Source organism: Caballeronia sp. Lep1P3 (assembly GCF_022879595.1).
Lineage (GTDB): Bacteria > Pseudomonadota > Gammaproteobacteria > Burkholderiales > Burkholderiaceae > Caballeronia.
Genome location: NZ_CP084265.1, coordinates 457,800 through 475,720, shown reverse-complemented (window position 1 = coordinate 475,720; position 17,921 = coordinate 457,800). Strand labels below are relative to the sequence as shown.

The window sequence follows — 17,921 nt, the reverse complement described above, 5'->3', positions numbered from 1 at the left end:
TCGAGCCGCCCCGCCATAGGTTGAGTATTCGCGTGTCGGTCCGCGTTAGTGCTTTAGCACTTACGTGAACCCCACACTACGTGTGTGCCGTATTCCAAAGCAATCTTTCGATTACCTTTTCATACTTGATACAATCACTACCCTGAATCTCCTACTCGCACCCATCTCTAAGTGCTTTCGCAGATTCTCTTTACTACTTCTTCCAGATTGTTAAAGAACGTTTAGCCGATAGGTCTACTTCACTACCCAACAGCATCAACTGGCTCGCAATCGCCAATGCTTAAGGTTCGCTCTCTCTTGAGCTCAACCCTAAGCATTGAGGACTTGGTGGAGGATGACGGGATCGAACCGACGACCCCCTGCTTGCAAAGCAGGTGCTCTCCCAGCTGAGCTAATCCCCCCGTGTCTTGCTTGACTCGTGGTGGGTCTGGTTGGATTCGAACCAACGACCCCCGCCTTATCAAGACGGTGCTCTAACCGACTGAGCTACAGACCCAAAGCCTGTTTCTTCAAACCACAGCCGATAAGCGTGAGCGCTTAATTTAGTGTGCGAAGCTCGAGAAAGGAGGTGATCCAGCCGCACCTTCCGATACGGCTACCTTGTTACGACTTCACCCCAGTCATGAATCCTACCGTGGTGACCGTCCTCCTTGCGGTTAGACTAGCCACTTCTGGTAAAACCCACTCCCATGGTGTGACGGGCGGTGTGTACAAGACCCGGGAACGTATTCACCGCGGCATGCTGATCCGCGATTACTAGCGATTCCAGCTTCACGCAGTCGAGTTGCAGACTGCGATCCGGACTACGATCGGTTTTCTGGGATTGGCTCCACCTCGCGGCTTGGCAACCCTCTGTTCCGACCATTGTATGACGTGTGAAGCCCTACCCATAAGGGCCATGAGGACTTGACGTCATCCCCACCTTCCTCCGGTTTGTCACCGGCAGTCTCCTTAGAGTGCTCTTGCGTAGCAACTAAGGACAAGGGTTGCGCTCGTTGCGGGACTTAACCCAACATCTCACGACACGAGCTGACGACAGCCATGCAGCACCTGTGCGCCGGTTCTCTTTCGAGCACCCCCACCTTTCAGCAGGGTTCCGACCATGTCAAGGGTAGGTAAGGTTTTTCGCGTTGCATCGAATTAATCCACATCATCCACCGCTTGTGCGGGTCCCCGTCAATTCCTTTGAGTTTTAATCTTGCGACCGTACTCCCCAGGCGGTCAACTTCACGCGTTAGCTACGTTACTAAGGAAATGAATCCCCAACAACTAGTTGACATCGTTTAGGGCGTGGACTACCAGGGTATCTAATCCTGTTTGCTCCCCACGCTTTCGTGCATGAGCGTCAGTGTTGGCCCAGGAGGCTGCCTTCGCCATCGGTATTCCTCCACATCTCTACGCATTTCACTGCTACACGTGGAATTCTACCTCCCTCTGCCACACTCAAAGCCTGCCAGTCACCAATGCAGTTCCCAGGTTAAGCCCGGGGATTTCACATCGGTCTTAACAGACCGCCTGCGCACGCTTTACGCCCAGTAATTCCGATTAACGCTCGCACCCTACGTATTACCGCGGCTGCTGGCACGTAGTTAGCCGGTGCTTATTCTTCCGGTACCGTCATCCCGCCACCATATTAGGGCGGCGGTTTTCTTTCCGGACAAAAGTGCTTTACAACCCGAAGGCCTTCTTCACACACGCGGCATTGCTGGATCAGGGTTGCCCCCATTGTCCAAAATTCCCCACTGCTGCCTCCCGTAGGAGTCTGGGCCGTGTCTCAGTCCCAGTGTGGCTGGTCGTCCTCTCAGACCAGCTACAGATCGTCGCCTTGGTAGGCCTTTACCCCACCAACTAGCTAATCTGCCATCGGCCGCCCCTTGAGCGCGAGGTCCCGAAAGATCCCCCGCTTTCCTCCTTAGAGCGTATGCGGTATTAATCCGGCTTTCGCCGGGCTATCCCCCACTCCAGGACACGTTCCGATGTATTACTCACCCGTTCGCCACTCGCCACCAGGGTTGCCCCCGTGCTGCCGTTCGACTTGCATGTGTAAGGCATGCCGCCAGCGTTCAATCTGAGCCAGGATCAAACTCTTCAGTTCAATGCCTGTTACTGTTTTCGGTTCCGTAGAACCGGTCGCTCACTCAACGTACTGACGATGATTAATCCATCCTAAGACAGATCAACCTTCCTCTGATACTTCGTGTGAGACTCTTGATTACTTTTGCTTGTCGCCTCAGCCCCGAAAGACTGAAACCGCACTCGCCATCAAGCGCCCACACTTATCGGCTGTTAGTTTTTAAAGAGCAATCCGCCAAGACTGTCCTGCTTTCCGTCTTGCGTCGCTGCATCAGCAGCAGAGAAACGAGATTATGAACGTCGCCTCAGAAGGTGTCAACAAGTTTTTGAAACTCTTCACTCGCTGACTGCGCCTGAAACTTTCAACTTCGCTTTTCAAGCACCTTCCTGAAACCGCTACTCCCGCTTCCCTTCGCGTTCGTTCGAATGCGAAGGAACGGAATTCTAGTGACCGAAACGACGTAACGCAAGTAGTCTCGTCGACTAAATCAACGGTGTTTAAATGCGGGCTTGCGCTTCTCCACGAACGCGGCCATCCCCTCCTTCTGATCTTCCGTTGCAAAGAGCGAATGGAACAGGCGTCTTTCGAAATGCACGCCTTCCGCGAGCGTCGACTCGTAAGCGCGATTGACCGCCTCCTTCGCCATCATCACCGCTGGTAACGAAAAGCTCGCGATGATCGTCCCGGCCTCGACCGCCTCGTCGAGCAGCCGATCCGCCGTCACCACACGCGACACCAGCCCCGCGCGCTCAGCCTCAGCGGCGTCCATCATGCGCGCGGTGAGGCACATGTCCATCGCCTTGGCCTTCGACACGGCGCGCGGCAATCGCTGCGTGCCGCCGGCGCCGGGAATCACTCCGAGCTTGATTTCTGGCTGGCCGAACTTCGCCGTCTCGGCCGCGATGACGATATCGCACATCATCGCCAACTCGCAGCCGCCGCCCAGCGCGAAGCCCGCGACGGCTGCAATGACCGGCTTGCGGATGGAGCGGATCGCCTCCCAATTGCGCGTGATGTAGTCGCCTTTGTAGACATCCATATAGGAATACTTGGCCATCATGCCGATGTCCGCACCCGCTGCAAACGCCTTCTCACTGCCAGTCAGGACAATCGCGCCTATGTCGTCGTCGGCGTCGAAAGCCTTGAGGGCCGCGCCGAGTTCGTCCATGAGAGCATCGTTCAGTGCGTTCAGCGCCTTAGGGCGATGCAACGTGATCAGTCCCACCCGCCCGCGCGTCTCGACCAACAGGTTCTCGTAAGTCATTCACTCCTCCTAGACATCCTCAGGTAAGCCCTAATGAAAAGACTTCGTCTGCGCTATCTCGATGATGCTAACATCACCAACCAACCGGTCGGTTAATTAATCGCCACCCTGACGTCTCAATCCCCGTTCTCGCGACCATGACACCTACGCTATTCACGAAGCACGAAGCGATGCTCGACCAAGCGCTCACAGCCATCGAAACGCGCGGCTACTGGAGTCCGTTCGCCGAAATGCCGAGTCCCAAAGTGTACGGGGAAACGGCCAACGCAGACGGCGAGGCGGCGTTTAAGCGGCACCTCGGCAAGACGTTCGAACTGGATCAGCCATCGACAGGCGAAACGGTCGGCAAAGAGCGCTCGCCATTCGGCGTGACGCTCGGCATCAAGTATCCGAAGGCGGATCCCGACGCGCTCATCCGCGCCGCCGCGCAAGCGCAGCCAAGCTGGCGCGCCGCTGGCCCGCAAGCGTGGATCGGCGTGAGCCTCGAGATTCTGTCGCGACTGAACCGGGCGAGCTTCGAGATCGGCTACAGCGTGATGCACACAACCGGCCAGGCATTCATGATGGCCTTCCAGGCGGGCGGCCCTCACGCGCAGGACCGCGCGCTTGAGGCGGCCGTGTACGCATGGGACCAACTGCGCCGCATTCCATCGGAAGCGCACTGGGAAAAGCCGCAAGGCAAAAACCCGCCGCTTGCCATGCATAAGCGCTTTACCGTCGTTCCACGCGGAACCGGGCTCGTGCTCGGCTGCTGCACGTTCCCGACGTGGAACGGCTATCCGGGCCTCTTCGCGGACCTTGCCACGGGCAACGCGGTCATCGTCAAGCCGCATCCCGGCGCGATCCTGCCGTTGGCGATCACCGTGCGAATCGCGCGCGAGGTATTGCGCGAAGCGGGCTTCGATCCGAACGTCGTCACGCTGCTCGCGACTGATCCGGACGACGGCGCGCTCGTTCAGCAACTCGCGGTGCGTCCCGAGATCAAGCTGATCGACTTCACCGGCAGCACGCAAAACGGCACGTGGCTCGAACGCCACGCGCATCAGGCACAGGTCTTCACCGAGAAGGCGGGCGTGAACCAGATCGTCATCGATTCGGTCGATGACATGAAAGCCGCCGCGCGCAACATCGCGTTCTCCCTCGCGCTCTATTCCGGCCAGATGTGCACCGCGCCGCAAAACATCTACGTGCCGCGCGACGGCATCCGCACCGCTGACGGCCAACTGAGCTTCGAGGACGTCGCCCGAACGCTCGCCGGCTCCGTCGAGAAGCTCACTTCGGATGCAGCGCGCGCCGTCGAGTTGACCGGCGCGATTCAGAACGAAGGCGTCGTCGAGCGCATCGCCCAGGCGCGCGGTCTCGGCGAAGTCCTTCTCGATAGCCAGAAGCTCACGCACCCTGCTTTCCCCGAAGCGCGCGTTCACACGCCGCTTCTGCTCAAACTCGACGCCCACGCCGACCGCGAGAAATTCACGAAGGAATGGTTCGGCCCGATCGCGTTCGTCATCGCCACCGACTCGACGGCGCAATCGCTCGAACTCGCCGAATCGATCGCGCAGGAGCACGGCGCGCTCACCTTGTCCGTCTACAGCACCGACGACGCCGTGATCGAATCCGCGCACGAAGCCGCGATTCGCGGGGGCGTTGCGCTTTCGATCAACCTGACGGGCGGCGTCTTCGTCAACCAGTCCGCCGCGTTCTCCGACTTTCACGGCACCGGCGCGAATCCGGCCGCGAACGCCGCGCTTGCCGATGCCGCCTTCGTAGCCAATCGCTTTCGCGTGGTTCAGAGCCGGGTGCATGTTGCGCCGAAAACGGCATCGGCGGAAGCTGGCCAAACGGCATAGGCAAATTGCGCAAGAGGCCGGTTCGTGCAATCGGCCTATGCCATTCGGCCTAATGGAAAGCTGAGGTCAGCGCGCCTAATATCGGCGTGTCCGCAAGCGAACCGCGTTGCGACCCAAGGAGATGCCATGTCCGAAAAGTCCGTCCTGTTTCACATCGATGCCGATACGCGCGTCGCGACGATCACGCTCAACCGCCCGGACAAGCTCAACAGCTTTACGCGCGAGATGCATGGCCAGCTAAGCCATGCGCTCACGCAGATCGAGGCGAGCAACGCGCGCGCCGTCGTCATCACCGGTGCGGGCCGTGGCTTCTGCGCGGGCCAGGACCTGGCCGACCTCGACTTCACGCCCGGCGCCATGTCCGACCTCGGCGAACTGATCGACGCGCACTTCAATCCGCTCGTGCGCCGCCTCCAGGCGATGTCGCTTCCTGTCGTCGCCGCTGTCAACGGCACGGCGGCCGGCGCGGGCGCCAATCTGGCGATGGCCTGCGACATCGTCATCGCGGCGCGCTCCACGATCTTCATTCAGGCGTTCGTGAAGATCGGCCTCATGCCGGATTCGGGCGGAACCTGGCTGCTGCCGCGCCGTGTCGGGGAATCGCGTGCGCTCGGACTCGCGCTGACCGGCGAGAAATTGAGCGCGGAGAAGGCCGAAGCGTGGGGAATCGTCTGGCGCGTGGTGGAGGACGCCGAGTTGCAACAGGCCGCCGCGCAACTCGCGGTGCAGCTCGCGCAGCAGCCGGCGCGCGCGGTCGCTGCTATCAAACAGGCGATGCGCGCGAGCGCGAACAACACGTTCGACGCGCAGCTCGACCTCGAGCGTGACTTGCAGCGCGAACTCGGCGCATCGCACGACTATGCAGAAGGCGTCGCCGCGTTCAAAGAGAAACGCGCGCCTCGCTTCGAAGGGCTGTAAGAACAATTCCCCGGAGACATCTGTGACGCCTCAAGAACTGGCGCAAGCCACCGCGAAGGCCATGTACGAAGCGGACGCATGTTCGCGCGCGCTCGGCATCGAACTCGTCGAAGTACGCCCGGGTTATGCGCGTCTGCAGATGAACGTGCGCCCGGACTTCCTGAACGGCCACGCCATCTGCCACGGCGGCCTCATGTTCACGCTCGCCGATTCAGCGTTCGCATTCGCGTGCAACTCGTACAACGTCAGTACGGTCGCCGCAGGCTGCTCCATCGAGTTCCTCCGGCCGGTGCAGGGCGGCGACCGGCTGACAGCCGAGGCCGTCGAGCAGACGCTGAGTGGACGCAGCGGCATCTACGATATCCGCGTCACCAATCGCGATGGCGAGACGGTCGCGATGTTCCGCGGCAAGTCGGCGCAGATCAAGGGCACCGTGATCCCCGTTTAATGGACGATCGACCGCGCGGACGCGCCACTGAGAGACGCGCCGCATGGCGAGCATGAAGGAGACATCGATGACTACACCGCTGCCGCTCGAACCGATCGAAAAGGCGAGCCGCGACGAACTCATGGCGCTGCAGCTTCAACGCCTGAAATGGACGCTCTCGCACGCCTACGAGAACTCGCCGGTGTACCGGCGCAAGTTCGACGAAGCGGGCGTTCGTCCGGACGAAGTCCAGTCCCTCGCCGATCTCGCGCGCTTTCCCTTCACCACCAAGAAGGACCTGCGCGACAACTATCCGTTCGGCATGTTCGCCGTGCCGCAGGAACGCGTCGCGCGCATTCACGCGTCCTCGGGAACCACGGGCAAGCCGACGGTCGTCGGCTATACGGCGAAGGACATCGACACTTGGGCGAATCTGGTTGCGCGTTCCATTCGCGCGGCCGGCGCCCGTCGCGGCGACAAGGTGCACGTGAGCTATGGCTACGGCCTTTTCACCGGCGGCCTCGGCGCGCATTACGGTGCGGAGCGCGCGGGTCTCACCGTCATTCCGTTCGGCGGCGGGCAGACCGAGAAACAGGTCCAGCTGATTCAGGACTTCCGTCCCGACATCATCATGGTCACGCCGAGCTACATGCTGTCCATCGCCGATGAACTGGAGCGCCAAGGCGTCGATCCGGCGAGCAGTTCGCTGCGCATCGGCATTTTCGGCGCGGAGCCGTGGACCAACGACATGCGTCGCGCGATCGAAGAGCGCATGGGCATCGACGCCGTCGATATTTACGGACTGTCGGAAGTGATGGGGCCGGGCGTCGCGTCGGAGTGCGCGGAAACGAAGGACGGGCCGACGATCTGGGAAGACCACTTTTATCCCGAGATCATCGATCCCGACACGGGGGAAGTGCTACCCGACGGCGAATTCGGCGAACTGGTATTCACCTCGCTCACGAAGGAAGCATTGCCGATCATCCGCTATCGCACGCGCGATCTCACGCGGCTATTGCCGGGCACCGCGCGCACCATGCGGCGCATGGAGAAGATCACCGGCCGTTCGGACGACATGATGATCGTGCGGGGCGTCAACGTATTCCCGACGCAGATCGAAGAACTGCTGCTGAAGCGTCCGGTGCTCGCGCCGCATTATCAGATCGTGTTGACGAAAGACGGCCCGCTCGACGTTCTCACGCTCAACTGCGAGCCGTGCCCGGAATCCGCGCCGGATTCGGCGGCGCTCGAAAGCGCAAGAGCCGCGCTCGCCTACGACATCAAGGCGCTCATCGGCGTGAGCGCGGAAATCAACGTTCTCGCGGTGAACGGCATAGAGCGGTCGGTGGGCAAGGCGCGGCGGGTGGTCGACAAGCGAAACTCGAAGGCGTGAGGATCAGGAGTTCGGCATCAGAAGCCACATTCTTCCGCCCTGCTTCATGCGTCCGGCGAGATCGCCCGCGTCGTCGCCCAGGCCCCAGAAGTAGTCCGCGCGCACGCCGCCCTTGATGGCCGTGCCGGTGTCCTGCGCGAAAACCAGGCGGTTCATCGGCTGATTGCTGAGCGGCCGCGTGGTTTGCAGGAAGACGGGCGTGCCGAGCGGAATCGCGGACGGGTCGACCGCGATCGAACGTTCGGGCGTGAGCGGAACACCGAGCGCGCCGACGGGGCCATCGCCGAGGCTCGCCGTCATGACGTCGTTCGCGGGCGTTTCGCGGAAGAACACGAAGCGCGGATTGACGTCGAGGAGCGCATCGACGCGCGACGGATTGGCCTTTGCCCACGCCTTGATGCCTTGCATCGTCGCTTGCGCGGGCGTGAGTTCGCCGCGATCGAGCAGTTCCTTGCCGATGGACCGATACGGCTGGTTGTTCGTGCCGCCGAAGCCCACGCGCATGACGCTGCCGTCTTCCATAACGATGCGTCCCGAGCCCTGAACTTGCAGGAAGAACGCTTCGATGGGGTCGTCCACCCACACGAGTTCGTTGCCGTTGAGCACGCCCGAGCGTTCGAGCTGCGCACGCGCCGGCAGCGCGGAACCGGGTTTATAACGATACGGCCAGCGATACAACGCGTACTGATACGCTCCGTGGCGCGTGCGAGAGCCGCGCAACAGCGGTTCGTAATAGCCGGTGACGAGGCCGTCGAGCGTGCCGTCGGTGTTGGCGAGCTGGAACGGCGTGAAATACGTTTCGAAGAAATCGCGAGCCGATGACATATCGAGATCGTCGAGACGTTGCGCTGCCGCGCACGCCTTCTGCCAGTTCGGCTGGCGCGCGAGGCGGCTGCAATTCTGACGGAGCGCGGCGGTCGCGCCGATCAGCGAGTCGTCCTGCCAACCCGGTACTTGCTGCCAGCTTACGGCGGTCAGGCGCGATGCGGCGTGTTGCCCCGTCGTGATGGGCGTTCCGCCCGCCGTGCCGGGGCCGGGCTTCACGTAACTGCCGCCGCCGCACGAGGCGAGCAACACAGCCGTTGCAACCGACGCGGCCCACGCCGCTCCTTGTGCGGCGCGCCGCACGATATGCATACAATGCTTGTTCTTGATGGGAACCGCCATGGCTGATCTGTTCGACGAATATCCAATGCTCATCTTCGCGCTCGAGGCGCTGGTGGCGCTTGCCTTGCTGATTTTCATCGTCGTGTGGACGGCTTCGGGCAAGAAAAAGCACCAGAACCGCGCGAGCGGCCCGGCCAAGCGCCGCTGACTGACTGAGGACCGCTTTTGCACGTCAGTGCAATGTGCGCGGCATGTGCAGTGCGAATTCGGCGATCGGCGCTTCGAAGCGCTCGCCGTCTTCCGCCACGCAGAAATACTCGCCGCGCATCGTGCCAACGGGCGTCGCGATGACAGCCCAGCTCGTATATTCGAACTGCTGGCCGGGCGCGAGCAACGGCTGCTGCCCCACCACGCCGAGCCCTTTCACTTCCTGCACGTGATTGTCGCCGTCGGTGATGATCCAGTGACGCGAGATCAACTGAGCCGCGACCTCGCCGGTGTTGCGGATCGTCAGCGTGTAGGCGAAAGCATACTGGCGGCTATCCGGGTCGGACTGTTCGGGCAAATATCGCGTCTCGACGGACACGGTGAATTCGTACTGGCTCATCGTCGTTCCAATTCAAATCGTCGCTGCGCTGCCGGCAAACAGCGCGCGGGTGCGCCGCTACTGGTCACGCATTCTGCTTGATGCCGTCCGTGCCCGCAACACAGTTCGGGCCTCTCACGGCCATCCGGCGGCGTCAAGCTGGCCGTCCGGCCGAATTACGTCAAGGAAAACGCGGGTTAGAATCACGCTTCAGACCGTCGGTTTCGCGTTGACCGCACATGCACTCCGCGGTCCCTCCGGCCCCACATCAGATACGTCCATGGCGCAATTTCATATCGCTCCCAGCATTCTTTCCGCCGATTTTTCCCGGCTCGGCGAGGAAGTCCGCAACGTCGTCGCCGCCGGAGCCGACTGGATTCACTTTGACGTAATGGACAACCATTACGTGCCGAATCTCACGATCGGCCCGATGGTCTGCGAAGCCATTCGCCCGCATGTGGACGTGCCCATCGACGTGCATCTGATGGTGCGGCCCGTTGACCGCATCGTGCCCGATTTCGCGAAGGCCGGTGCCAATGTCATCAGCTTTCATCCCGAAGGATCGGACCACATCGACCGCACGCTGTCGCTGATCCGCGATCACGGCTGCAAGGCCGGGCTCGTCTTCAATCCCGCGACGCCGCTCAATTATCTGGATCATGTAATGGACCGGCTCGATCTCATTCTGATCATGTCGGTGAATCCGGGCTTCGGCGGGCAGTCCTTCATTCCGGAAGCGCTCAACAAGCTGCGCGAGGCGCGCACGCGCATCGACGCCTATCGCGAGCGCACCGGCCGCGAGATCCATCTCGAGATCGACGGCGGCGTGAAAGTGGATAACATCGCGGAGATCGCGGCGGCCGGCGCCGATACGTTCGTCGCGGGCTCGGCCATCTTCGGCAAGCACGACTACAAGCAGGTGATCGACGCAATGCGCGGCGAACTCGCTAAATCGGGAGCGCAGCAATGAGCGACGTCACGGCGACCGCCTTCTCCAGCCGGCCGATTCGCGCCGCAATCATCGATCTCGACGGCACGATGGTCGATACCGCCGACGACTTCGTGGCCGCGCTCAACGGCATGCTCGCGCGCATCGGCCTCGAAGCCGTCACGCGTGAGGAAGTCGTGGGCTACATCGGCAAGGGATCGGAGAATCTGATTCGCAGCGTGCTCGCCGCGCGTCTGCCGCATCCCCAGGCCACCGCGCAGTTCGACGACGCGCTCGCCACGTATCAAAGCGAATACGCGAAGATCAACGGCAAGCATTCCACGCTCTTTCCCGAAGTCAAGGAAGGCCTCGAAGCGATGCGCGAACTCGGCATCGCGCTCGCGTGCGTGACGAACAAGCCGCATCGCTTTGCCGTCGAACTGCTGTCGCACTTCGGCGTCGCGCATTATTTCAAGGTGATTCTGGGCGGCGATTCGGTGCCATTGAAGAAGCCCGATCCCTTGCCGATGCTCACCGCTTGCGAGCGGCTCGACGTCTTGCCGCGCGAAACCGTGGCCGTTGGCGATTCGGAGAACGATGCGCTCGCGGGCCGCGCAGCCGGCATGGCGACGCTCACCGTGCCCTACGGCTACAACCATGGGAAAGCTGTGCAATCGGTGAAATCCGATGGTATAGTTTCCACGCTGCGCGCCGCAGCTTCGGCTATCGCCGCAACGCTCGCGCCGCCGAACACCACACTGACTGAATAGTCCATCTTTCATGTTTCTCAACAGAAAACGGAGTCTGAGCAGCATCGACCGGGGAGCCTGGCCCTGGCGTCGCTGGTCGCGCTAACCTCGCCCGAGGTACGCTGAAGCCATGTCGCGTTTTGCCGACTTTCGCCGCGAATCGCTTCAGCATCCGTTTTTTGTTTCGCTGCGCACTCCTGCGCCGTCTCCGTTGATTTGTCGCATATCGAGGCTTGTTTCGGCTCGTGCCGTCCGGCGTTTTGCCGGGCGCGAAGCACACGCCGCCACGCAAGACTCGATCGCGCTCCGAGCTGCATCGTGATTCATTCGATGCCGCGTCGCTCGAGCGCATCCCGCGACGAAGCGAGAGACGAGCCGCCCGCAGCGCCCTGCCTCTCCCGACGCCGCGTTTCAACCGGAAGAACGCGCGTCGATCAAGGATCGCAACATGACCGAACTCGAATTCCAATCGCTGGCGAACGAAGGCTACAACCGCATTCCGCTCATCGCCGAAGCACTCGCCGACCTCGAGACGCCGCTTTCGCTTTACCTGAAACTCGCGCAGAGCGAGCGCAATGGCGCGAACTCGTTTCTGCTCGAATCGGTGGTCGGCGGCGAACGTTTCGGACGTTACTCGTTCATCGGCTTGCCGGCGCGCACGACGGTCCGCGTGCAAAACGGCGTGTCGCAAGTCGTCACCGATGGCAACGTGACGGAGACCGACGAAGGCGATCCGCTCGCCTTCATCGAGCGCTTCCAGAAGCGCTTCAAAGTTGCGCTGCGCCCCGGTTTGCCGCGCTTTTGCGGCGGTCTTGCCGGCTACTTCGGTTATGACGCGGTGCGCTATATCGAGAAGAAGCTCGCGCACACGGCGCCGCACGACGATCTGAACCTGCCGGACATCCAGTTGCTCGTGACCGAGGAAGTCGCGGTCATCGACAATCTCGCGGGCAAGCTGTATCTGATCGTCTACGCCGACCCGACGAAGCCCGAAGCGTATGCGAAGGCGAAGCACCGGCTGCGCGAGTTGCGCGCCCGTCTGCGCGCGACGGTTCAGCCGCCCGTCACATCGGCGAGCGTTCGCACGGAGACGTACCGCGAGTTCGCGAAGGACGATTACCTGAACGCCGTGCGTCGCGCGAAGGAGTACATCGCGGCGGGCGAACTGATGCAGGTGCAAGTCGGCCAGCGTCTCATCAAGCCGTTCCGCGACAACCCGCTTTCGCTGTATCGCGCGTTGCGCTCGCTCAATCCGTCGCCGTACATGTATTACTACAACTTCGGCGGCGAAGTTCACGTCGTCGGCGCATCGCCCGAAATCCTCGTGCGACAGGAAAAACGCGCGGACGATCGCATCGTGACGATTCGCCCGCTCGCCGGCACGCGGCCGCGCGGCAACACGCCCGAGCGCGACGCCGAGCTCGCCACCGAACTGCTCAACGATCCGAAGGAAGTCGCTGAACACGTCATGCTGATCGACCTCGCGCGTAACGACGTGGGGCGCATCGCGCAGACGGGTTCCGTCGCGGTCACGGACAAGATGATCATCGAGAAGTACTCGCATGTTCAGCACATCGTGAGTTCGGTCGAAGGCACGCTCAAGCCGGGCATGAGCAACTTCGACGTGCTGCGCGCAACCTTCCCGGCCGGCACGCTTTCGGGCGCGCCCAAAGTCCGCGCGATGGAACTGATCGACGAACTCGAGCCGGTCAAGCGCGGGCTGTATGGCGGCGCGGTCGGCTATCTCTCGTTCAGCGGCGAAATGGATCTCGCGATCGCCATTCGCACCGGTCTCATCCACAAGGGCAATCTGTACGTGCAGGCGGCGGCGGGCGTCGTCGCGGACAGCGTGCCGGAATCCGAATGGCAAGAGACGGAAAACAAGGCGCGCGCCGTGCTGCGCGCCGCCGAGCAAGTGCAAGACGGCCTCGACAGCGACTTCTGAGGAGACAAGACCATGCTGCTGATGATCGACAACTACGATTCGTTCACCTATAACCTGGTCCAGTACTTCGGCGAACTCGGCTGCGACGTGCGCACGTATCGCAACGACGAAATCACGCTCGACGACATCGCGAAGCTCGCGCCCGAGCGCATTTGTCTCTCGCCTGGACCGAGCAACCCGCAGCACGCGGGCATCACGCTCGACGTTCTGCGCGAATTCTCCGGAAAGCTGCCGATTCTCGGCGTTTGCCTCGGTCATCAGGCAATTGGCGAAGCGTTCGGCGGGCGCGTCGTGCGCGCGCAGACGATCATGCACGGCAAGGTGAGCCAGATCGAGACCGACTGCAAGGGCGTGTTTTCAGACCTGCCTAAACACTTCAACGTCACGCGCTACCACTCGCTCGCCATCGAGCGCGAGTCGTTGCCCGACTGCCTGGAAGTGTCCGCATGGACGCCGGACGGCGAAATCATGGGCGTGCGCCACAAGGAACTGGAAGTGGAAGGCGTGCAGTTCCATCCGGAATCGATTCTTTCCGAGCACGGCCACGCGCTGCTCGAAAAGTTCGTGAAGAGCACAACGTCGGGCACGCGGGCGTAAGACATGACGATCACTGCACAGGAAGCGCTTCAGCGCACCATCGAGCACCGCGAAATCTTCCACGATGAAATGCTGCATCTCATGCGCACCATCATGCGCGGCGAGATGTCGCCCGTCATGGCCGCCGCGATCATCACCGGCTTGCGCGTGAAGAAAGAGACCATCGGCGAGATCGCGGCGGCCGCGACCGTCATGCGCGAGTTCGCGAATCACGTCGAAGTGGCGGACAACTCGAATTTCGTCGATATCGTCGGCACCGGCGGAGACGGCTCCCATACCTTCAACATCTCCACCGCGACGATGTTCGTAACTGCCGCAGCCGGCGCGAAGGTCGCGAAGCACGGCAATCGCGGCGTGTCGAGCAAGTCGGGCAGCGCGGATGTGCTTGAAGCGCTCGGCGTGAACATCGACCTGACGCCGGAACAAGTGGCCGCGTCCATCCACGAAACGGGCATGGGTTTCATGTTCGCGCCGAATCATCACCCCGCGATGAAGAACATCGCGCCCGTGCGACGCGAACTCGGCGTGCGCACCATCTTCAATATTCTCGGGCCGCTGACGAATCCGGCCGGCGCGCCGAACCAGCTTCAGGGCGTGTTTCACGAGGACCTCGTCGGCATTCAGGTGCGCGTGATGCAGCGCCTCGGCGCGAAGCACGTACTCGTCGTGTACGGCAAGGACGGCATGGACGAAGTCTCGCTCGGCGCGGCGACGAAAGTCGGCGAACTGAAGCACGGCGAAGTGACGGAATACGAGATTCATCCGGAAGACTTCGGCTTGCAGATGGTTTCGAACCGTTCGCTCAAGGTGCAAGACGCGCAGGAATCGAAGACGATGCTGCTCGGCGCGCTCAACAACAAGGCGGGCGTCGCGCGCGAGATCGTGACGCTGAACGCCGGCGCGGCGCTTTACGCAGCGGATATCGTCGAGTCGATCGCGGACGGCATGGCCGCCGCGCGCGAGGCGATCGAGAGCGGCGCGGCGCGCGAGAAGGTCGACGCATTGGTACGCTTCACGCAGCAATTCACGAAATAACGGGACCGGACATGAGCGACATTCTCGACCGCATCATCGCGGTCAAGCGCGAGGAAGTTCGCGCGGCCGAACAGAGCGCGCCGCTCGAAGAACTTAAGCTCGAAGCGAGCGCGCGCGACTTGCGCGATTTCGTCGGCGCATTACGCGCGAAGCACGCGGCAGGACACGCCGCGGTGATCGCGGAAGTGAAGAAGGCGAGCCCGTCCAAGGGCGTGCTGCGCGAGCACTTCGTTCCCGCCGACATCGCACGTTCGTACGAAAAAGGCGGCGCCGCATGTCTTTCCGTGCTCACCGACGTTCAGTTCTTCAAGGGCAGCGTCGCGTATCTGGAGGAAGCGCGCGCCGCGTGCAGCCTGCCGGTGCTGCGCAAGGACTTCATCATCGACCCGTATCAGGTCATCGAAGCCCGCGCGATGGGCGCGGACTGCATCTTGCTGATCGCGGCTGCACTGGAACTGTCGCAGATGCAGGACCTGGAAGCGTATGCGCATTCGCTCGGTCTCGCGGTGCTCGTCGAAGTGCACGACGCCGACGAACTGCGCGACGCGCTCACGCTCAAGACGCCGCTCATCGGCATCAACAACCGCAATTTGCGCACGTTTCAGACGACGATCGACACGACCATCGGCATGCTGGAAATGGTGCCGGACGAGCGCATCGTGGTGACGGAGTCCGGCATTCTGTCGCGCGTCGATGTCGAACGGCTGCGCGCGATGCGCGTGCACACTTTCCTCGTCGGCGAGGCCTTCATGCGAGCCGACGATCCGGGCGCGGAACTCGCCCGCATGTTCTTCTAACCGGACTGCATCGTGGGTATCGAACGGGAAATCAAGCTGGCGCTGCCGCCGACGCAACACGACGACGTCGCGCGTTTCTTCGACGAACGCACCGGCGCGGGCAAGCCGCTGCAGCTCGGCAACGTCTACTTCGACACGCCGACGCTCGCGCTCGCGCAGGCTAAAGCCGCGCTGCGCCTGCGCCGCATGCCGGACGAATGGCTGCAAACGTACAAGACGCTCGGCGAAGCCAAAGCCGGCATGCACAGCCGCCACGAGTGGGAAATGCCGGTGAAGGGCGAGGCGCTCGAAATCGACGCGCTTCTCGCCGCCTGCGACGACGAAGCCGCGCGCGAAGCGCTGGAAGCCGCCGCGCCGGAACTCGTTGCGCTCTTTCGCACGGATTACGCGCGCATCGTCTGGGACGTGGAGCACGAAGGCTCGCAGATCGAGGTGGCGCTCGATCTCGGCGAGATCACGGCGCAGATCGACGGCGAAACGCGCCGCGCGGAAATCAGCGAGCTGGAACTGGAATTGAAATCGGGCGACGAAAGCGCGCTCGAATCGCTTTCGGCGGAATTGCGCGGCGCGTTTCCCGAACTCGATCCCGAAGACCTGAGCAAGGCACAGCGCGGGTATCGCCTGCGCGAAAAGCCGCGCAGCGACCTCAACGACGCAGAAGCATGAACCGCCAGTCATCCCTCTTCGCGGAGCCTGAGGCCTCGGAACCGACGCAGGCGACGCAATCGGCCATCACGCTCGAAAGCCAGTTCGAGGCGCTGCCGGCAGACTGGCGGCGTCATCTCCAGGCGTTCATCGATAGTCCGCGGTACGCGGCGCTGTGCGCGTTCGTCGATTCGGAACGCGCCGCCGGCAAGACCGTTTATCCCGCCGATGTCTTCCGCGCGTTGCGTCTCACGCGCCCGGCGCACGTGAAAGTCATCGTCCTCGGCCAGGACCCGTATCACGGCGAGGACAAGGGCGCGCCGCAAGCGCACGGCCTCGCGTTTTCGGTGCCCGCGCCGGTGCGCCCGCCGCCGTCGCTGCGCAACATCTTCAAGGAGATTCACGCGAGCCTCGGTTTGGCCGCGCCCTCGCACGGTTGCCTCGACGCCTGGGCGAAGCAAGGCGTGCTGCTTCTGAACACGTCATTGACGGTCGAGCGCGACAAGGCCGGCAGCCATGCCAAGCGCGGCTGGGAACAGTGCACGGACACGCTCATCCACGAAATGGCGCTTCGACACGATGGCCTCGTGTTCATGCTGTGGGGCGCGCATGCGCAGGCGAAGCGCGGCCTGATCGAAGGCACGGGCAAGGCGCATTGCGTGCTGGAAGCGCCGCATCCGTCGCCACTTTCGGCGCATCGCGGATTTCTCGGCTGCGGACATTTCGCGCGCGCCAACGCATATCTGAGTGAACACGGACGCGAGCCGATCGACTGGCGCTTGCCCGGCTAAACGCGATCGACGTAAAAAAACCCGCTGCGTCCGAAGACGCAGCGGGTTTTTTACATTGGAGCGCTAAGGAAGACTTACAGCGCCGCAATCGCCTCACGCGCCTGCGCGAGCGCCGCGCCGGCCACGTCCGCGCCCATGTTCAGGCCTTCGGCGTAGATGAAGCTGACGTCCGTCATGCCGAGAAAGCCGAGGAACGACTGCAGATACGGCGTCTGCGAATCGTGCGGCGTGCCCACATACTTGCCACCGCGCGCCGACACCACGAACACCTTCTTGCCCGTAACGAGACCTTCCGGACCGTTCGCGGTGTAGCGGAACGTGATGCCCGCACGCGCGATCTGGTCGAAATACGCCTTCAATTGCGACGAAATGCCGAAGTTGTACAGCGGCGCCGCGATCACGACGACATCCGCCGCCTGCAGTTCTTCGATCAGCGCAAGGCTCGTCGCGTTGATCTCGGCTTGCTCGGGCGTGCGTTGGTCGGCCGGCGTGAAGAACGCGCCGAGCGTTGCGTCGTCGAGGTGCGGCAGCTTGTCAGCGAGCAGATTCCGCACGACGACCTTCGCGCCCGGATTGCTTTGTTGCAGTTTTGCGGTGAGTTCGTCGGCGAGCAGCGTCGATTGCGCACCTTGCGAACGGGCAGCGGAGTTGATTTGCAGGATCGTCGTCATGATGGCTTCCTTCTTCGATGAGGTTGCAGGCACTGGGCGTGTCCGCGTCAGGAAGCATTCTTCGTTTTTCGACGTCCGGGAAAAAGCCGCCGGGCCGCGACGGATTGTTGCATCGGCGGAACAATCCGTCTGCGTTCAGTCTCGCCT

The 17,921-nt window shown here is 62.3% G+C and carries 16 protein-coding genes, 2 tRNA genes and 1 rRNA gene; 12 read left to right on the top strand and 7 right to left on the bottom strand.

The window, feature by feature from the left end; all coding sequences use genetic code 11:
- Nucleotides 1-325 precede the first annotated feature (325 nt).
- The 4 genes from LDZ27_RS02275 to LDZ27_RS02260 all read right to left on the bottom strand — a co-directional run bounded on the left by LDZ27_RS02275 (nucleotide 326) and on the right by LDZ27_RS02260 (nucleotide 3,338).
- A tRNA-Ala gene (locus LDZ27_RS02275) sits at nucleotides 326-401 on the bottom strand.
- Nucleotides 402-419: 18 nt separating this feature from the next.
- Nucleotides 420-496 (bottom strand) — tRNA-Ile (locus LDZ27_RS02270).
- A gap of 65 nt (nucleotides 497-561) precedes the next feature.
- Nucleotides 562-2,095 (bottom strand): 16S ribosomal RNA (locus LDZ27_RS02265).
- Between the two features lie 466 nt (nucleotides 2,096-2,561).
- Nucleotides 2,562-3,338, bottom strand: coding sequence for an enoyl-CoA hydratase (locus LDZ27_RS02260; RefSeq protein WP_244815132.1), 777 nt, complete (start codon nucleotides 3,336-3,338; stop codon nucleotides 2,562-2,564).
- Between the two features lie 137 nt (nucleotides 3,339-3,475).
- Between LDZ27_RS02260 and paaN the strand changes: the two genes are divergently transcribed.
- From paaN to paaK, 4 genes are all read left to right on the top strand, one after another.
- Nucleotides 3,476-5,185: a phenylacetic acid degradation protein PaaN gene (gene paaN, locus LDZ27_RS02255; protein ID WP_244815131.1), complete on the top strand. Its 1,710-nt coding sequence runs from the start codon at nucleotides 3,476-3,478 to the stop codon at nucleotides 5,183-5,185.
- 126 nt (nucleotides 5,186-5,311) lie between these two features.
- Nucleotides 5,312-6,103, top strand: a complete 792-nt coding sequence (gene paaG, locus LDZ27_RS02250) for a 2-(1,2-epoxy-1,2-dihydrophenyl)acetyl-CoA isomerase PaaG (protein ID WP_244815130.1) — start codon at nucleotides 5,312-5,314, stop codon at nucleotides 6,101-6,103.
- Nucleotides 6,104-6,164: 61 nt separating this feature from the next.
- Nucleotides 6,165-6,551 (top strand): hydroxyphenylacetyl-CoA thioesterase PaaI, encoded by a 387-nt coding sequence (paaI, locus tag LDZ27_RS02245; protein WP_244816012.1) that lies wholly within the window; start codon nucleotides 6,165-6,167, stop codon nucleotides 6,549-6,551.
- Between the two features lie 67 nt (nucleotides 6,552-6,618).
- Nucleotides 6,619-7,923 (top strand): phenylacetate--CoA ligase PaaK, encoded by a 1,305-nt coding sequence (gene paaK, locus LDZ27_RS02240; RefSeq protein WP_244815129.1) that lies wholly within the window; start codon nucleotides 6,619-6,621, stop codon nucleotides 7,921-7,923.
- Between the two features lie 3 nt (nucleotides 7,924-7,926).
- Here paaK and LDZ27_RS02235 read toward each other — a convergent pair whose 3' ends face one another.
- Both LDZ27_RS02235 and apaG read right to left on the bottom strand, forming a co-directional pair.
- Nucleotides 7,927-9,168: a murein transglycosylase A gene (locus tag LDZ27_RS02235; protein ID WP_244815128.1), complete on the bottom strand. Its 1,242-nt coding sequence runs from the start codon at nucleotides 9,166-9,168 to the stop codon at nucleotides 7,927-7,929.
- 94 nt (nucleotides 9,169-9,262) lie between these two features.
- Nucleotides 9,263-9,637 (bottom strand): Co2+/Mg2+ efflux protein ApaG, encoded by a 375-nt coding sequence (apaG, locus tag LDZ27_RS02230; RefSeq protein WP_244815127.1) that lies wholly within the window; start codon nucleotides 9,635-9,637, stop codon nucleotides 9,263-9,265.
- 259 nt (nucleotides 9,638-9,896) lie between these two features.
- Between apaG and rpe the strand changes: the two genes are divergently transcribed.
- From rpe to LDZ27_RS02190, 8 genes are all read left to right on the top strand, one after another.
- Nucleotides 9,897-10,586, top strand: coding sequence for a ribulose-phosphate 3-epimerase (gene rpe, locus LDZ27_RS02225; RefSeq protein ID WP_244815126.1), 690 nt, complete (start codon nucleotides 9,897-9,899; stop codon nucleotides 10,584-10,586).
- Entirely contained in the window at nucleotides 10,583-11,314 is a 732-nt protein-coding gene (locus LDZ27_RS02220) for a phosphoglycolate phosphatase (protein WP_244815125.1), read from the top strand. The genes rpe and LDZ27_RS02220 overlap by 4 nt, the downstream gene beginning before the upstream one ends.
- A gap of 427 nt (nucleotides 11,315-11,741) precedes the next feature.
- Nucleotides 11,742-13,238 carry an anthranilate synthase component I gene (gene trpE, locus LDZ27_RS02215; protein ID WP_244815124.1) on the top strand — a complete coding sequence of 499 codons (1,497 nt, stop codon included), beginning with the start codon at nucleotides 11,742-11,744 and terminating at the stop codon, nucleotides 13,236-13,238.
- A gap of 12 nt (nucleotides 13,239-13,250) precedes the next feature.
- Nucleotides 13,251-13,835, top strand: a complete 585-nt coding sequence (locus tag LDZ27_RS02210) for an aminodeoxychorismate/anthranilate synthase component II (RefSeq protein ID WP_244815123.1) — start codon at nucleotides 13,251-13,253, stop codon at nucleotides 13,833-13,835.
- 3 nt (nucleotides 13,836-13,838) lie between these two features.
- Nucleotides 13,839-14,870, top strand: a complete 1,032-nt coding sequence (gene trpD, locus LDZ27_RS02205) for an anthranilate phosphoribosyltransferase (protein ID WP_244815122.1) — start codon at nucleotides 13,839-13,841, stop codon at nucleotides 14,868-14,870.
- An 11-nt stretch (nucleotides 14,871-14,881) separates the two neighbouring features.
- Entirely contained in the window at nucleotides 14,882-15,667 is a 786-nt protein-coding gene (trpC, locus tag LDZ27_RS02200) for an indole-3-glycerol phosphate synthase TrpC (RefSeq protein ID WP_244815121.1), read from the top strand.
- A gap of 12 nt (nucleotides 15,668-15,679) precedes the next feature.
- Nucleotides 15,680-16,333 (top strand): CYTH domain-containing protein, encoded by a 654-nt coding sequence (locus LDZ27_RS02195; RefSeq protein ID WP_244815120.1) that lies wholly within the window; start codon nucleotides 15,680-15,682, stop codon nucleotides 16,331-16,333.
- Nucleotides 16,330-17,103, top strand: coding sequence for a uracil-DNA glycosylase (locus tag LDZ27_RS02190; RefSeq protein ID WP_244815119.1), 774 nt, complete (start codon nucleotides 16,330-16,332; stop codon nucleotides 17,101-17,103). The genes LDZ27_RS02195 and LDZ27_RS02190 overlap by 4 nt, the downstream gene beginning before the upstream one ends.
- Nucleotides 17,104-17,177: 74 nt before the next feature.
- On the opposite strand, the gene LDZ27_RS02185 is transcribed toward LDZ27_RS02190, so the two are convergent.
- Nucleotides 17,178-17,774 (bottom strand): FMN-dependent NADH-azoreductase, encoded by a 597-nt coding sequence (locus LDZ27_RS02185; protein WP_244815118.1) that lies wholly within the window; start codon nucleotides 17,772-17,774, stop codon nucleotides 17,178-17,180.
- Nucleotides 17,775-17,921 lie beyond the last annotated feature (147 nt).

Bases quoted from the DNA above. Each gene is read 5' to 3' on its own strand.
- LDZ27_RS02260 (WP_244815132.1), bottom strand. From the start codon at position 3,338: ATGACTTACGAGAACCTGTTGGTCGAGACGCGCGGGCGGGTGGGACTG.
- paaN (WP_244815131.1), top strand. From the start codon at position 3,476: ATGACACCTACGCTATTCACGAAGCACGAAGCGATGCTCGACCAAGCG.
- paaG (WP_244815130.1), top strand. From the start codon at position 5,312: ATGTCCGAAAAGTCCGTCCTGTTTCACATCGATGCCGATACGCGCGTC.
- paaI (WP_244816012.1), top strand. From the start codon at position 6,165: ATGTACGAAGCGGACGCATGTTCGCGCGCGCTCGGCATCGAACTCGTC.
- paaK (WP_244815129.1), top strand. From the start codon at position 6,619: ATGACTACACCGCTGCCGCTCGAACCGATCGAAAAGGCGAGCCGCGAC.
- LDZ27_RS02235 (WP_244815128.1), bottom strand. From the start codon at position 9,168: ATGAAAATCAGCAAGGCAAGCGCCACCAGCGCCTCGAGCGCGAAGATG.
- apaG (WP_244815127.1), bottom strand. From the start codon at position 9,637: ATGAGCCAGTACGAATTCACCGTGTCCGTCGAGACGCGATATTTGCCC.
- rpe (WP_244815126.1), top strand. From the start codon at position 9,897: ATGGCGCAATTTCATATCGCTCCCAGCATTCTTTCCGCCGATTTTTCC.
- LDZ27_RS02220 (WP_244815125.1), top strand. From the start codon at position 10,583: ATGAGCGACGTCACGGCGACCGCCTTCTCCAGCCGGCCGATTCGCGCC.
- trpE (WP_244815124.1), top strand. From the start codon at position 11,742: ATGACCGAACTCGAATTCCAATCGCTGGCGAACGAAGGCTACAACCGC.
- LDZ27_RS02210 (WP_244815123.1), top strand. From the start codon at position 13,251: ATGCTGCTGATGATCGACAACTACGATTCGTTCACCTATAACCTGGTC.
- trpD (WP_244815122.1), top strand. From the start codon at position 13,839: ATGACGATCACTGCACAGGAAGCGCTTCAGCGCACCATCGAGCACCGC.
- trpC (WP_244815121.1), top strand. From the start codon at position 14,882: ATGAGCGACATTCTCGACCGCATCATCGCGGTCAAGCGCGAGGAAGTT.
- LDZ27_RS02190 (WP_244815119.1), top strand. From the start codon at position 16,330: ATGAACCGCCAGTCATCCCTCTTCGCGGAGCCTGAGGCCTCGGAACCG.
- LDZ27_RS02185 (WP_244815118.1), bottom strand. From the start codon at position 17,774: ATGACGACGATCCTGCAAATCAACTCCGCTGCCCGTTCGCAAGGTGCG.